The 15,452-nt window shown below is 42.4% G+C and carries 10 protein-coding genes; 1 reads left to right on the top strand and 9 read right to left on the bottom strand.

From position 1 onward, the window contains the following. Positions 1-121: 121 nt before the first annotated feature. The 6 genes from F6K64_RS11230 to F6K64_RS11205 form a co-directional block, all read right to left on the bottom strand. A complete protein-coding gene (locus F6K64_RS11230; protein WP_044494311.1) occupies positions 122-1,537 on the bottom strand; it encodes a hypothetical protein in 1,416 nt (471 codons plus the stop codon). 367 nt (positions 1,538-1,904) lie between these two features. Beyond that, the gene (locus F6K64_RS11225) at positions 1,905-2,714 is read right to left on the bottom strand and encodes a 2OG-Fe(II) oxygenase (protein WP_009148933.1); all 810 of its coding nucleotides are present in this window, start codon (positions 2,712-2,714) and stop codon (positions 1,905-1,907) included. A gap of 97 nt (positions 2,715-2,811) precedes the next feature. Then, positions 2,812-4,170, bottom strand: a complete 1,359-nt coding sequence (locus tag F6K64_RS11220; RefSeq protein ID WP_009148936.1) for an oligosaccharide flippase family protein — start codon at positions 4,168-4,170, stop codon at positions 2,812-2,814. A gap of 135 nt (positions 4,171-4,305) precedes the next feature. Beyond that, the gene (locus F6K64_RS11215; RefSeq protein ID WP_044494313.1) at positions 4,306-5,322 is read right to left on the bottom strand and encodes a glycosyltransferase family protein; all 1,017 of its coding nucleotides are present in this window, start codon (positions 5,320-5,322) and stop codon (positions 4,306-4,308) included. A gap of 228 nt (positions 5,323-5,550) precedes the next feature. After that, on the bottom strand, positions 5,551-6,816 hold the full coding sequence (locus F6K64_RS11210) for a glycosyltransferase family 4 protein (RefSeq protein ID WP_009148942.1): 1,266 nt from the start codon (positions 6,814-6,816) through the stop codon (positions 5,551-5,553). A gap of 457 nt (positions 6,817-7,273) precedes the next feature. Continuing rightward, complete coding sequence (locus F6K64_RS11205; RefSeq protein WP_063747945.1) at positions 7,274-9,466, bottom strand: GumC family protein; 2,193 nt, start codon at positions 9,464-9,466, stop codon at positions 7,274-7,276. Positions 9,467-10,318: 852 nt separating this feature from the next. Here F6K64_RS11205 and F6K64_RS11200 point away from each other — a divergent pair. After that, positions 10,319-10,543: a hypothetical protein gene (locus tag F6K64_RS11200; RefSeq protein WP_154659878.1), complete on the top strand. Its 225-nt coding sequence runs from the start codon at positions 10,319-10,321 to the stop codon at positions 10,541-10,543. A gap of 84 nt (positions 10,544-10,627) precedes the next feature. On the opposite strand, the gene F6K64_RS11195 is transcribed toward F6K64_RS11200, so the two are convergent. The 3 genes from F6K64_RS11195 to F6K64_RS11185 all read right to left on the bottom strand — a co-directional run bounded on the left by F6K64_RS11195 (position 10,628) and on the right by F6K64_RS11185 (position 15,226). Next, on the bottom strand, positions 10,628-11,851 hold the full coding sequence (locus F6K64_RS11195) for a glycosyltransferase family 2 protein (protein ID WP_009148951.1): 1,224 nt from the start codon (positions 11,849-11,851) through the stop codon (positions 10,628-10,630). Positions 11,852-12,281: 430 nt separating this feature from the next. Continuing rightward, positions 12,282-13,325, bottom strand: coding sequence for a glycosyltransferase family 2 protein (locus F6K64_RS11190; RefSeq protein ID WP_009148962.1), 1,044 nt, complete (start codon positions 13,323-13,325; stop codon positions 12,282-12,284). A gap of 173 nt (positions 13,326-13,498) precedes the next feature. After that, a complete protein-coding gene (locus F6K64_RS11185; protein ID WP_131827116.1) occupies positions 13,499-15,226 on the bottom strand; it encodes a cellulose-binding protein in 1,728 nt (575 codons plus the stop codon). Positions 15,227-15,452 lie beyond the last annotated feature (226 nt).

The following is a 15,452-nucleotide window of genomic DNA, read 5'->3' as shown; positions in this document are numbered from 1 at the left end:
GTTAGTTAATTTATATTTTTTTAGTAACAAAATCCTGTTGTTGATCGTAATAATTTACACAGATTTTTTACCCTACTCCCTACTCCCTACTCCCTACTCCCTACTCCCTGCTATATCATCCCTAATTCCGTTGAACTTGTCTTCGTTGATTACGATTTTGATTACGATTTTGATTACGATAACGCTGGGCTGCCAATGCCGGGACTTTTTTAACCTTATTGGTTGTAGGTTCTTGGATCACCAATCCTGATAGTCCTCCACAAGCCAATACAAAGACTGGATTACCATGGGCATTGAGCATAAATTCCACCATGTATAACGCTACGGCCACGGTCAGCACCGCCACTGGTGACGCTTGCCGCTTTGGCCACAACTCGGCTGGACAACGGAACCAAAACATAGTCAACACCGGCATTAGTAAGGATGTGGTCAGGCTGGCTAGTCCAACGGTACCAGTTTCACCAAACGCAATAATCCACAAACTATCTGGAACTGTAACTTGCTCACCCTTGTCATTAAAGATCAGACTTCTTCCCCATCCTCCCCAGCCAAACACGATCCGTTCCCGTGCTTTATCTACAAGTAGCTCTTCATTATCAAATCTAAACTGTAAGGATTGGATACGGTCTGCAGGAACCACACTCGATACATTTGAGATAATCTGATCACTAACGTAGGTTTCAGTCTGTGAGTTAATGTATAAGTAAGAACAAATAAGCCCAATTAGGATAAAGACTGGCAAAGCAGTACGAAATTGCTTGCCCACAAACAAGATGCCAACTCCCAAGAGTAGTAAAAAATAGGCACCAGTGGATTTGCACAATATAAATGTGATCAACAACGCAGCTACCAGCCACTTCATGGGAATATTCCAGAGTTGTTTGATCACCCCAGTGTGCCATAGCCAAATTCCCACTAAACTAGCTGCCATCATCCACATACCCACTGGCAAACCGTGGATCATAAATACTGTCGGTCTCCATCCCCCGTAACGCATTGTTTGGCCAAAGTCAGGATGAGCATGGAAGCCGTACAATATCCTATGGAGCTGGGGACTAAAACGAATTTCGTACAAACATAGGGGAACATATACCAACCCCCCCATGAAAATCCCAATTGCCAAGTCACGTAATCCACTCAAGTTATTGAGATAGATCCGACCGAGAAAATAGGGTACTCCCCAGGTCAAGGTTTGCGTCAAAACAGTAGAGAAACCATCGTAAGCCCCCAAGCCATTCGTAATAGATGAAGCCAATGGACATAGGCACCAAATCAGGATGGGCAAGTCAATCCAGCTGAATTTAAAGGAGCTAATACGCCCAACATCGTATATAAAAGTAGCCAACAAAATACCGTAGCAAGTTGCCGACATCTTAGTATAGTCAGGTAGACCAGGCAAAGCATATTCTGCCACAGGTAAGAATAGCCATGCTACGATGAAACTCACAATGACTGCCCGCTGAGCTGGAATTCTCATGAAGAGATAAAGAACAACTGGAATCCAGCCGAACATGACGATGGGGACTAAAAAACTCATTGGCTTTTTTGGGCATGAACGTGAACAGAGTTGTTTGAGTAATTATCAGCTATCAGCTATCAGCTATCAGCTATCAGCTATCAGGTATTAGCTATCAGCTATCAGTGATCAGCTTATGGGTTAGGTCACAGCGTCGAACCCTGGGGAGCATGTCAATTTTGTTAATCCCTGTTCAGATCCCCCGTTTCCCTTAATAAGGGGGACTTTTAAATCTAATTCCCCCCTTTTTTAAGGGGGGCTAGGGGGGATCTATGTACCTAATTACAAAGGTGACATGCTCCCAGAAGCCTGTTCCACGCTACTTGAGGTGCCAAAGGCCAACGGCTGACCGCTGACCGCTGACCGCTGACCACTGACCGCTGAATTCTTACTCAATAATTAACTTCTTAATAAATTTCTTGACTTTGGTTACTGGAGATTTTTTAAGTTGTATTTTTTCTCCTGGTCGAGCCTTAAATAATGTAGAATGGTCGCCACTATTAGAAAGCTCTTCAGCTGGTCTGCCATTGCTGTAGTAGTAAAGTGCCAAGGATTTCCGAGTCCGTCCTTCTGGACAAGTTAATGGCTCAGGATGTCCGTGATAGGAAAAATCGGTAGTATTAAATATGACACATCGGTTGAAGACGGGGAGAATTTTTTTCTGAGACTTTGTCATCTCTTTATCCCACATTTCAAAATAACCACCATAGTCTTCTTGCCAATCTTTGTTGAGATAGATCAGAAGATTTAAGCGGCGGTCAAGGCGCAATTTTGTATGGCGATTGAAATCAGCATGGATTTTTAAGTAACCACCTTTTTCGATCTGATGTAAGCCACCACCAACAAAATGAGGATCAGGGATTATTCCATCAATGCCAGTTAAGGTTTCTAAAAAGTTAAGGAAAGTTGATGAATTGAGCTGATACAGAAAAAATCGGGTGTACTCTCCCATTTGTATTTCCGATTTTGAGGCCAGTTTTTTTTCTGGTGCAGCATCAAACTTTTGCCAATCAATTGCATCAGCTTTAGGAAACTCATTCAGAATCTTATCTAGGACATCTTCTGGAAAAAAGTTATCCATGATAATGTGTGGAAATGGCTCAGACTGGGCGTATATTTCACAATTATCATTCGCAAATTTAGTTAATTTTTCTGGCTCTAGGCAATAGTTTAATTTGGAATACATTTTATCATCCATTAGTTTTTTTAATTAATTTTAGTTTTATTAAATAATAGCAATCCTAAATAGATTGTAATAATTTTTGTTACCTGTTCCCTGTGCCCTGTTCCCTGTTTTAAAAAAGTCCACTGATGGGATATCCAAAACCCAACATATATCGAGCCCAAATCACCCACATCAGTAATGTCAACAGTAGTGCAGTAGCCCAGAGGTCTTGCTTAATAAAGGAAAGCCCTTCACGACAGAGACCATAAGTTATTACTAGATAAGGGAGAATGTCATTGAAAGCAATCACGACTACTGCTCCGAGTGCTCCATTTCCCAACTTTTCCATCAGATAAAATCCTAGGGGTATGCCAATACAAACCTTAAGACTCTTGACCAATTGACTGTAAGCGTTATAGTTTGGCTTGCCAAGAGCCATCAGGGCTTGCTGAACGGTATCAATTAATAATGCAGGCCAGATGCCTAGGGTCAGGATTGGTAACATCCAAGCCGCCTCATAAAACCTCTCATCATATAAGATAAAAATCGCAACATCTCCAAAAGCAGTACTGACTGTCAACATCAATGCTGCAACCACTAGGATAAGTTGCCGATTGTACCAAATCTTGATCCGAAAGGTTTCCCGAGGCAAATCAGCCAGCTGAGAAAACGTTGGCAAAAGCACCTTGGAACTAATTGCCGAGATTACCTGGGAAGGTAGGTACGCTAAATTAAAGGCAACACCATAAATTCCCAATAGCTCAAATGAAAACAATTTGCCTAGAATTAGTCGGTCGGCTTGGGTCGCGAGAAAGGTAAGGGCCGTTGAAATAAATATCCATTTCCCGAAGGAAAAAATGCTGTTAGCTGCCTCTTTCTCCCAGGTAAAGCGGTTTGATTTTCCAGGAATTAACCAATGACTCATTACCATTTTGACCAATGCCGTCAGCACATTTCCAATAGCAAGAGCCCAGATTGTCCGATTGACAAAAGCCCAAGTGACCATCAAGATCAGGCCGGACAATTGCCCCACCAGCTCAAACATCATGATCTTGCCAAATGCCATCTGGCGGTTGAGGCTCCACACAGCAGTGGAGTTGAATCCCTCAATCAGTGGAATCACACCAATTACTGGCATCAGCCATAACAGCTGCGGGTTATTATAGAAGTGGGCAACTGGCCAAGTAATTATAAGACAAGCCACCCACAGCAAAAGGCCCCGCAAAACCTGAATAGTCCAGATAGTATTCAGAAAAACTGGGTCATCCCCACGTTTATTCTGGATGATGCTTGCACCAATACCGACATCGGAGAATAACCGTAAGCCAATGATGAAAACGTTGGCTAGAGCCATTAAGCCGAAAAACTCTGGTGCAAGCAGGCGGGTCAGAACAAGATTACTTGCCAGTCTCAGAAACTGACTTGTTCCATAACCAGCTACTGTCCAAATAGCCCCACGGAGGAGTTGTTTTTTAAGTGATGAGGACATGGTTAGATTTCCGAGTAGGTAGACGGGATGGGTGGGGTTGCAGACTTAAAGGCATCAGATAATTTAGTTAGTTTTAAAGATTGGCTCTACAGCTGATATCTGAGCATGTTGTGTAATGTAGGTTTTAAGTTACAGCTAGGTAGATAATAGTTGTTGAGCACCAGATGAATACTCGCGAACGGTCTTTTGCCAGAAACGGGCTGGCTCTTGAGATGAGAAATAACGACTAATATAGTCGTGAGCATTGCGTGAAATATTGTCACGAAGTTCTGCATGCTCTAGTTCCAAAAGACATCGTGCTGCCGCCTCAGGAGTCTCGGCAGCCATAGCAGTCTTACGGTGTTCCATGCAGAAATTTGCCCCACGGGCAGTCTTGCCCACTACCACAATTCCTGCTGCCATGGATTCTTGGGGAGGAAGGGCACAACCCTCAACCTCTGCAGATGCCAGGAAGACTTGTGGTCGTCTAAACTGCTTTGCTAGTTCGTGAAAGGGAAGTCCATCCACACGCTCAAATCTCCAGTATGTACCACCTAACTTTTGATACCATTCCTCAGTCTCGGTGATGAACTCAGGACCTTTTCTGGGAAAGGCGAAGACCAAACCTGCTTCTCTTTCTGCTTGAGGAATAAATGGAAATGCCTTGTTGTCAACTACATTGGGAACGATCTCAATGTCTTTGCCAGGATAAGTGGCTTCGCATATTTCCTTCATGAAGGGAGAGTCTGTCCAAAGAGCCACACGGCTATCTCGATAGTCAAAATCCGCTTTAACCAAAATTGGAACCTGGAGATAAGCGATCGCTGGTCCTTTGACATCATTGATCAATAGTGTGAGCCAATCAGGAATAATGCATACATCATCGGGACGACGATCTGCCCAACGGATAAAGGGTAGATCGTGAATCCCCCAAGTATTACCAAAGGTGTTACGACCAGTCATGGTGGCAATTACTGCATCAGCCCCAGATTCCCGAGCTGCCAAGCAGTGACGCATGATATTCAGGTCTCCGCCGTTTACTTCGGATTTATAAAGCCACCTACGCCTGACCCAACTCTGAATTGGCTTTAGCTTAGGACGGCGAAGGACACGGTATATTCCCTGCCAAGTGGTGCTTGTTGAAAAGTCTGAAAGCAAAAATACAAAACGCATCAGCTAACTGTTACAAATAAGGGAAATTATTCAAAATGGGGCGTTGCTAATTACAGGTATGATTTTGCCCCCCAACCCCCAATTCTGGGGGAGAAAGATAATTTCAAGTCCCCCAATTTTGGGGGACCCACGGGGGCGTTACTGAAACAAGACAAATAAATTCATACTTCAATTCAGCAACGCCGAAAATGCTCATCTGTTGCCCCGATTCACAATTTGATTCACAATTTAAATACGTGAGAGCTTAGCACTCCTTGGTGGTGCCTCAATCGGAGCTTGCTTTGGAGGTAGTTCAGGATTAGACAAAAATAGGGCTGACAATTTCTTGGCTTCTGTTGCGACATCATGCCGCCTAGCCACCCGCTCCGCCCCAGCTTTACCCATTTCCTCCAGGGTTTCCACCGGGGAGTTTAAGGCTTCAGCCATTGCTGCGGTTAAAGCTTCAACAGAACCGGGTGGCACCAGCCAACCACAGCTGCCATCACCCACCAACTCCGGTATCCCAGCAACATAAGTAGTAATCACTGGACGACCCAGGGCTAAAGCTTCCATGAGCACGACTGGTAATCCTTCCGCAAAGCTGGGCAGTACGAGAGCCCGTGCTGCTAAAATTTGTTGCTGAACCTCAGTATTACTAGCCCAGCCAGTAATCTCAATGTGGTCTTGCAAACCCAACTGGGCAATAGTTGCTTCAATTTGCGTACGCAACGGTCCATCACCCACTAGTACCAACTTGAACTGCAAGCCCTCAGCGGCTAACTGATGGGCCGCTTCAATCAAGAGTAGATGTCCTTTTTGTTCACTGAGGCGACCAACGCAAACTAAGCGTGGCACCTCTGGTATCGGGGTGTGGGTTTTACTCAAAAACATCTCATCCACACCACAGTGGATCACATGGATTTTTGACCACTGTTTGTGGCTGCACCATCGATAAAGCTGGCTTTTGCCAAAGGAGCTAACCGCGACCACAAAAGCAGCTCGGTTGATTTTTTCTCTTAAAGCGAGAAGTTGGGATTTATCAAACTCTTCTGGACCATGAACTGTGAAGCTGTAAGATGGTCCACCGAGAGCATGACATAACATCGCTACTGTAGTTGAGTTTGTTCCGAAGTGGGCGTGAACCTTCTCAATATCTGACTCGGAAAACCAACCCAGCAGAAGGCAAGCCTCAGCTAAGTACGCTAGATGATTCAAAACTCCTCGGTCTGAACCCCAGCCGATTTTGAGGGTCAGCTCTAAGGTCTTCAAAAGACGTATCGGTCTGGTTAAGGCAGTGCGTAATAGGCTAAAACACAAGCCCACGATGCCAACTCCTAAGACAAATCGAGTCTTCTGTAGCTCTAGTTGATCGGCTTGATCAACTAGTTCAGAGGCGCAGGAACGGATAGAAAAACGTTTGACTTGAATATCGCAAGCCTCAAGACCTGCAATCTCTCGCCGGATAAAGCTGTGACTTACCTTAGGATACTGATTAACTAGATAGGCAATTGTCATCGTGAACTCGGGGCAACGGTATGTCTGTTTCTATGAATTTTTCGTAGTTCGTAGATTGACACCTTATCTAAGAGATGGAATAGATCGAGAAAAATCTTCAAATGTTTCAAGGGATGTAACGCCTTCATTAACATCACCTGATTAGGCTCCATTGTCCGTACCAATTTTGCCGCCTCCTTAGACTAAAGCAACTTTGGTGACAGTATGTTATTAATTGTTCTTACTAACTGTGAACTCAGAATCCGGATTGCGATCCCATGGAGGATAGGTAATATCGTATCCGGCAGAATAAGTTTCGGTGGCAGGTTATTCGCGTAGGGTGGCCTAAAGGCCAAGGTTGTCTGTCAGAATGCAGAATGTAGAATGTAGAATGTAGAATTTGGAATTCTAAATTCTTAATTCTACATTCTTAATTCAAAAATGGCGAACAACCGAATAACCTTTAAGAACCGATGTTCTAGGGTGAGACAGTCAGGGAAGATGGTTGGACACGATTAACTACTACGCCCAGACAGGTTAAGCCAAACCTGTCTATTTGATCGAGGACTTGCTTGAATTGAGATTTCTTAGTTCCTCTGAATCCGACCACCATCAAGATTCCATCTGTATGGGCAGCTAGGAAATTGGCGTCTGTATAGTTCAGTAGATTAGGAGTGTCATAGATAACCAAGTCAAATTTTTCCTGAAAATGCCCCATAATCTTTTCCATGCGAGGAGAGGCCAGATCTGGAGCAGATTCTACTAAGGCTTGCCCAGAAGTCAACACAAAAAGATTATCTGAGAAAGGCGATCGCTCCATCACAACCTCTAGGTCGTTTGATAGCAAGTCGCTCAGTCCTGGCAAGTTCTGTAAATTCAAATTGGTGTGAAGTTGAGGTGAATGGAGATTACCATCTACTAATAGAACTCGCTGACCTCTGGAGGCTGCCATGTGAGCTAGGTTTAAGGCGACACTAGACTTACCATCCCCAGCCATAGCCGAGCAAATGGCGATGGAGCGAAGGGGTGGATTACAGAAGCGGAAATGCATGTTAGTGTAGAGAGATTCGAATGCTTTTTTAAATCGATTATCCTCAGAAATTCTGTCCTCATCGTTGTCAAAATCTACACTAAAATTATTGAATGGTTCAGGATTTTTACTAAATGGTATTTCTCCTAAAACAGGTAAATTATGGCCTTCTTCAATATCCTTGATTTCATAGAAGATATTCCGATACTTATCATAAAGGATAACTGTCCCCATCCCTAAAGCTAAACCGCCCATAACTCCCATCAAGATCAACTTATTCTGACTAGATTTTCCGATCGGTGCACCGGTCGGATCGCGGTAAAGCTGAGGTTGAGAAACTATCTCCCAAGGCACTTCCCGTTGAGCTTTCTCCACCTGCAAGGTCTCTTTCTGAGTTTCTAGTTGGTTGAGAGTTTGAGTAGCAATTTGTAACTGCCGCTGTAGATCATTATACTTACGGACAAAAATCGGGAATTCTTGGACTTCGCGATCAACAGTGTTTTTGGTTTGTATCAGAGCCTGATTACGAACCTGTAGTACCTCAATTTGGTTGGTGGTATCAACCAATTGTTGAATCAGTTGTAAACGAATTGGATTTTGAAGGGTTCGCACTCGGGGGTTAATCGGTTGACCTCCTAAGTTCTGACCCAGAATCCGTTGTACTTCCCGATTGAGAAGAGTTTCTAGGTTTTGCCGTTGCTCTAGTAGGGTTTGAATATTAGGGCTCTCTGGCTGAAAGCGGGCGGATTCTATCGCAATTCTACTTTCTATTTCTTTAAGATCCGCCAGTAACTTCTGATAGTTAGGATCTTCACTCAAGGCAGAAGAAGCTAAAGCTTCATTTGGCGATAGTTTTAATTGTCTTTGTAAGCTGTTTTTTAATTTAATTAGCTCTTGTAGCTGCCTGGTTGTATCTCTTTTTTGGTCGCCAATTTTACTAACTTTGTTTGATAATTGTCCCCCATCAAATTGAGGTTCAATTAGCTGATACTGCTGTTGCAGGTTTTGCAAATTTCCTTGGATAATATTAACTCTATCCTGTAATTTAGGAAGTTGCTCATTAATAAATTTAACCCCTTGGCCAATGCGAGTTTTTCGGTCTTCTAAACTATACTTTTCATATTCTTCAGCTGTTGTCTTTAAGACCAACTCTACTAGTTTGGGATCTGTCCCACTATAAGTAACTGATAGGATTTTAGTATTTTCACCTTGACTTTCTTCTTCGAGACGTTCAACTGTTAAATAATACTGAAGTAGCCCAAGCTTAAACTCTGGATACTGGAATTTAATTTTATTGACGATTTTAGATAAGACTTCAGGACTGGTTAGGATTTTAATCTGAGTTGCATAGTCCAGTTCAAAATTTCTCTCACCAGGTATTCTTCCCTGACCCCGAGTAAGTGTCATTGGTTCAGTGGATATTGCTGCAGCAGATGTGACTGGTTCGACTAACAGCTGAAAATTACCTGAATATATAGAGGGAGATTTGCTACTCAAAAAGGTAGCAGCAACAGTCACTAAACCTGCAATCCCTGCAACCACCATGGCTTGGCGTCGGGCAATCCTCAAAAGCGGACCTAGATTTAATCCTTTTTGAGGAGTATTTAACTCATCTTGCTCGTTTAATGTTAGTTGTTGCAATTGTCTGCCCCTTTTACTAGTTGATAAGGTTTCAGCCCCCTGTTGTATATCCAAGAGGATGCTAATTTTTGCAGGGAGACACTAATAATTACCAACTCTCAGGGCAATAATCCGGATTGTCCAGGTTTATAACCCTTTTCACATCGATGCTATAGTTGATCGATGTAGAAGCAAAACTTATCAATATTCCGGAGTGCTATCAACTCCTTTGGCTTGGGTTATTTATAGTATTTTTTTCACAATACTTTTGTCATGTCAAACTTGATTTATCTTAATAAATGTAAATCAATTTTATACCAATTCTGGAAATTACGGCTACAGATAAATTTAATCTTACCATCTCCTAATCTGGATATGTAGTCCTACTTTAACTACTTGGTCTTATCCGCCGCCGGTTTAATTATCTTTGATAATACACTTCTTTGATAATACACTTATGATGCTACCATCTTTGATAGGATTTGTGGGCAAACTCTAAAATAGTTAGATCCAAAATCGGTAAGCCCAAGGATAATTCCGTGGGCTAAATTATGGCATTAAAAATTTAATTAACCCTGATTATGAAACAATTAATTAGCAATCCTATAGCTATAACAATTCTATACCTAGGACCAGAGAATGATCTCTCCTAGTAGAATCAGTTGATGGCTGCATCTCAATGCATGCAAAAACACTCTTCGGCAATAGAAGGCTAATATCATGTTATGACAATTACCCTTAATAAAAATCTCCCCCATCTCCCTATATTCCCCTCCTGGTCGGGGTTAGGGGTGGGTTCCTATCTCCTCACTTGGGTAGGTTTTTTACATTTGGGCGAGTACGTACTGGCATTGGGAATAAATTTCTCAAAATATGTCGGAAAATCTCCCAGAATTTCCACCGATTACCGACCCATCTCCCGCTCTTCCCCTCCTGGTCGGGGTTAGGGGTGGGTTCCGATTAGCCATTCCCCATTCCCCATTCCCCATTCCCCATTCCCCATTCCCCATTCCCCATTCCCCATTCCCCATTCCCCATTCCCCATTCCCCATTCCCCATTCCCTATTACCTATTACCTATTACCTATCTCCAAAGTAAAAAACCTACCCTTGTCAGCCCCACACTTCCCACCCTCCCCACACTTCCCTTCTTTTTTACAAATATGAGATGCACCCCAGTTGATTAGGATGATGGGGTATCGACTGCATCCCGTTCTGTGCGAATCCACTTGGTCTGAGGTTCCACCAGAAAAGCCAGATAGAGGGGAATTTTCCACAGAATGTAAATCGGGACAGCTAAGAGCATCAGGAGCGGAAAGTCTGCTCGGCAAAACTTAGCCCAACCTTCAACAATCGCAATTAACAGCAGCACCCCTTCTATGAGTAACACAATAGTACTTATCCATGATGCTCCCAATGCTCCCCCGAGTAAAGCTCCCCCTGTAGCAGCCACCCAAATTAGAACCAATAGGGACAATGGTGGCACACATAAGTCTAATGCGATCGCTAATAGGTCTATTCGTCTTTGACGAATAGACTCTTTGAGCAACTCAGGAACTTGGTTTAGCAAAGTCTCGATATGACCATGCTCCCAGCGTGACCTTTGACTCTTTGCTGAACCCTGTTTCATCAGACGACCTGTGACTCCTGCTTCCTGGCAATATATTGGGGAATGTCCGATGATCGCTAAATCCAAAGCCAACTGCATATCATCAACTGTTTTACTGCCAGCCAAAGAGATTTTGCGAATCACTGACCAGGGGAAAGCCATTCCTGAACCTGTTAACAAACAAGGCAAGCCCAGTCGATGTAACCCACTCGGACGGACTGTATTTTTGAATTTAACCGCCAGGGTAGAGATCAAATCCTTTAGTACCGGGTTGTCTGGTTGTGTCATTAAGTAAGTTGACTGAACCGGTCGTTGTGTAGCGATCGCAAGGCGGGAAATCCGTGAAATCGTTCCTTGAGCAACAATACAGTCTGCATCAACCACCACCACGACATCCGGTGGATTAGGCTCAATAAACCCCATACCGAAGTCTAAGGCATATCCCTTACCTCTGCGCTCATGATCTTGTCGTTCAATTACAATAGCGCCAGATTTCCGAGCCACTGCTGCAGTGTCATCAGTGCAATTATCAGCAATGACTATTAGTCGGTCTTGCTCCGTAAGCTGAGGTAGTAATGTTTCCAGGGTGGCACTGATATCAGAGGCTTCATTGTGAGCTGGAACTAAAACAGCCACCGTTGGTCGGGGTTTGCTAGCATCCGACCATGGCTCAGAGCCATTAGGCAAAATTGCTGCACTACATTCAATAAAAAGAACTGTAATTGGAACGATAAGGGCAAATGCTATTACCAAGAATGGAATATCAATCAATGAGATGAATGGCTGATTAGCTAACACAATTCAACATCCTTAAAGCTTAAAATAAGTTATTTTTTTAGGGAACAGGGAACAGGGAATAGTGATTAGGGAACAGGGAACAGGGAATAGTGATTAGGGAATAGTGATTAGGGAATAGTGATTAGGGAATAGTGATTAGGGAACAGATCAGAGGTTTTAGTCAACAAAAAAAACTTTATTTATCTTTTTTGATAAGTATTAACAAAAAAATATATATTATATAGAGCCAATAAATAATCGTTAAAGTCTAAAACAAACCTAGAGATAAATGATACATATCCAGATATTATCTAATAAAATTTAAATAAAAAACAATAAAATCAGATTTATTTGATAATGTTTAAGGTTACCTATTACCTGTTTACTATTACCTGTTTACTATTACCTTTTGCTATCAATCCTTTGTTTACAACTCAAATACAAACGCTATCTAACTGTTAGTATTAAGTACAGTTTTGTACTCAACCAAGTTACTACGCTGTCCGAGCAATCGATTTAGGTGAAATTGAATCTGACCTTGGACCTGAGGAAACTTGCCGATCATGCAAGACAGACTATAAAGTAAAGCATCTGTTGAGCTCAAACCTGTCTGGGACTTATGACGATAGATCCGGTAAGTCATCAGAGGATAACCCAACAACAGCAATAAGCTCAAGCCATGGGTGAGCCATGCGATCGCAAATACTAATATAGGTAAGAGTAATCCCCAGAACCAAATGCTCCGGCTTTCTTTGACCCAATGGCGTTCTGGAGTGTGACCGTGTAACCAGGCTCCCTCAGCGTAACCATGACCTGCTCTCAAGAACCGCTTCCAGCACTGACTAAAACGTGTCATTTGGGCATCATGCAAAGTCATTTCAGCATCTAGGCGAAAAATCTTCCAACCCTTCTGGCGCAGCCGCAAGCACAATTCCGGTTCTTCACCAGCAATTAGAGTAGGATTAAACCCTCCGACTTGTTCAAAAGCTTCTGTGCGCATCATTGCATCACCACCACAAGCGGAAGCTTCACCCACTGGTGTATCCCACTCCATGTCACACAATCGGTTATATATAGATGTTTCAGGGAAGCGCTCTCGTCGGCGACCACAGACTACAGCGACATTAGGGTTGGCTTCCAGTTCCTTTTGAGCATAGTTGAGCCATCCCCCTACTACCTCACAATCCCCATCCACGAATTGGACAAACTTAAGATTTGGCTCTAAATGTTTGAGATAGATATATCCCGCATTTCTAGCACGAGCTGCAGTAAAGGGTTTAGATAGGTCGAGTCCAATCACCTCTACCCCTAAAGAATGAGCGATTTCCACACTGTCATCTGTGGAGCCAGAATCGACATAAACCACACGAGCCACGTTTTTAATCACAGACAGTAAACACTGGCGTAGGCGTTCACCTTCATTGCGTCCAATCACAACTAATCCAATTTGCTTCAAACCTTGGGCTTTGTATTCTACAGCTGAGAGAGTGTTCATCGTTTAACTGCCTTGAAAATTTAGCTCTTTTCTTGCACTAGGCAAGGAATTGAAACGCAGAGGTAGCACTGAAACGCTGTTTCCCTAACGCTATCGTTGTTGGTGAAAAATTTTAGCCAGATTAAACTGTAACAGATTCACCCTTGTATAGCTTTCTAGGGAAGTTTACAGGATCAGGAATTTTGATCGATAAAGTCTATTAAGGCATCATACTTGGGTGAACTCTTTTGGTATACATGTTCTAAAGCCCCCCAGCTCCCCCATTTACTGGGCTTCTTGATATCAGAAAAGTGCATAAATAAGCCACCGCCCTGATTCTTCCATTCATTCAGGAGTTGTGTATAAATTTTATACATTTTTGGATGTCTATTAAGCTCAATGAAAAACTCAGTTAGTTTTTGATTATCGGACTTGACAAGATGTTGACCACCTTCGTAAACCACTAACTGTAGTTTTCTCTTATCTGCTACTTTGTGATGATAGTTAAAAATTTGATCAATATCACTTAAACTCTCATAGTCTTCTTCTTTGGGAAGTAACCCCCCGGATTTGATCTGCTTAAACGCTTTTGACACTCCCCCATCGGGTTCATTCAACCAAGATTCTATGGTGCTTTCGTTTTCTTCCGCGTTTAAGCTGCCATTAAAATATCCCGCGATCGCAAAAGCATCAATACTATGTTGATAACAAGGGGCATTACCCTCTGCTACCCACAGAGGACAATCCAAAGCAGCATTTTCCAAACCAAGCCATACGGTATGGGTAGCCATAACAGACACCACTTGATTGCTGTCACTACCAAATACATTTTTCCAAATATCAGACATTTGAGCAGTACGCATTCCATACCATTGCATGTATGCATCTCCTTTATCCTTGCCCCACCTAGCTTGACCTTGAGCTAACGCATAGTTAGCTTGTTGGAATTGCCAATTCCACACTTCATTAGACAGTTCCACATAAACCCTTAGATTTGGATCTAAGGTATCTTTAACTATTTGGGCAAAATTAGTGATATAGTCATCTGTAGCTTGATGGGGCATATTAAACCATGGATCAGCACCAATTCGATTGGCCAGTTTAACCATGATTTCTACAGGTACACCTTTACCGTAAGCGTAGGAGGCATCATCTACTTTTGGTATATTTGCCCATTCCCTTTGCTTAGAATGATTGGTTTCCATCCAGTCCATAAAACGGATGGCTTTAAATTTTTTAATTTTATTGATGAATTCCGGATTAAAAAGTTCAGACTCGTAAGTATCTTCATACTTAGCTTGAACAACACGAATGTTGCGAATATAATTACCCGTGTTATTAGGATCCGTAGCGGTAATTATTAAATAGATACTAGCCCCGGATGGCGTTACATTAATTACATCTCTTCCTGGCCTTGACGCTACCTCATCTTTGGTGGCATCAAACTTATATTCTATAGTGCCTTCTCCATCGTATAAAACCACATACTTTCCAGCTGGATAATTTTTCATCCCTGTAAAAAGTAGTGTAGCCACACGAGTATATTCAGGAGGAGCTTCTGGAGCAGGTAAAGACTTAACCCAGCCCTGTTCGTCTAAATCCAGTTTATCGTATTCCTCAGTATCCCACGAACCACTACAGCCTGTTTCTCCAGAGACACATTGAGTAATCCATGGTCTCGACGATTTGAAGGCATCTAAGAAAGGAAGTTCAGTTGACCAATCAGCAATTCCATTCAGGTTAGTTCCTAATTTAGGAGTTGTAAACGGAGAGTTTTGAACCGTTGATTTACTTAAAATAATATTAAGTTTTTGATAAAATTGTTCAGGATATGTTGGATGAAGCGCAATGAATAAAGTTAGACAAAAACTCAAAAAAAATAATGTAATTATTTGGAATTTATTAAAAACTATACTGTACACTAATTTTAACTATCAGGGCTAGCAAAACTGACTTGATAATTGGAAGTTATTGGTAAGCTGACTTCACTCAAGTAGCGTTCGTGGCACAGGCTTATAGCCTGTGACGCACGCCCATTAGCTTACTGCTTACATGGCTGGTAATTATCACCACTAATATATACTTAATAAAAAACAGCTATCCGGATTTTTGCTCTAGAGATTTTTATCAAAAGCTTACGCTATATAT

Source organism: Moorena sp. SIO3A2 (genome assembly GCF_010672265.1).
Lineage (GTDB): Bacteria > Cyanobacteriota > Cyanobacteriia > Cyanobacteriales > Coleofasciculaceae > Moorena > Moorena producens.
The sequence above is the reverse complement of the archived record's forward strand: the minus strand, read 5'-3'. Positions and strand labels throughout refer to the sequence as shown.

Excerpts from the sequence above, each read along its gene's own strand:
- F6K64_RS11230 (WP_044494311.1), bottom strand. The coding sequence starts at position 1,537 with ATGAGTTTTTTAGTCCCCATCGTCATGTTCGGCTGGATTCCAGTTGTT.
- F6K64_RS11225 (WP_009148933.1), bottom strand. The coding sequence starts at position 2,714 with ATGGATGATAAAATGTATTCCAAATTAAACTATTGCCTAGAGCCAGAA.
- F6K64_RS11220 (WP_009148936.1), bottom strand. The coding sequence starts at position 4,170 with ATGTCCTCATCACTTAAAAAACAACTCCTCCGTGGGGCTATTTGGACA.
- F6K64_RS11215 (WP_044494313.1), bottom strand. The coding sequence starts at position 5,322 with ATGCGTTTTGTATTTTTGCTTTCAGACTTTTCAACAAGCACCACTTGG.
- F6K64_RS11210 (WP_009148942.1), bottom strand. The coding sequence starts at position 6,816 with ATGACAATTGCCTATCTAGTTAATCAGTATCCTAAGGTAAGTCACAGC.
- F6K64_RS11200 (WP_154659878.1), top strand. The coding sequence starts at position 10,319 with ATGTCGGAAAATCTCCCAGAATTTCCACCGATTACCGACCCATCTCCC.
- F6K64_RS11190 (WP_009148962.1), bottom strand. The coding sequence starts at position 13,325 with ATGAACACTCTCTCAGCTGTAGAATACAAAGCCCAAGGTTTGAAGCAA.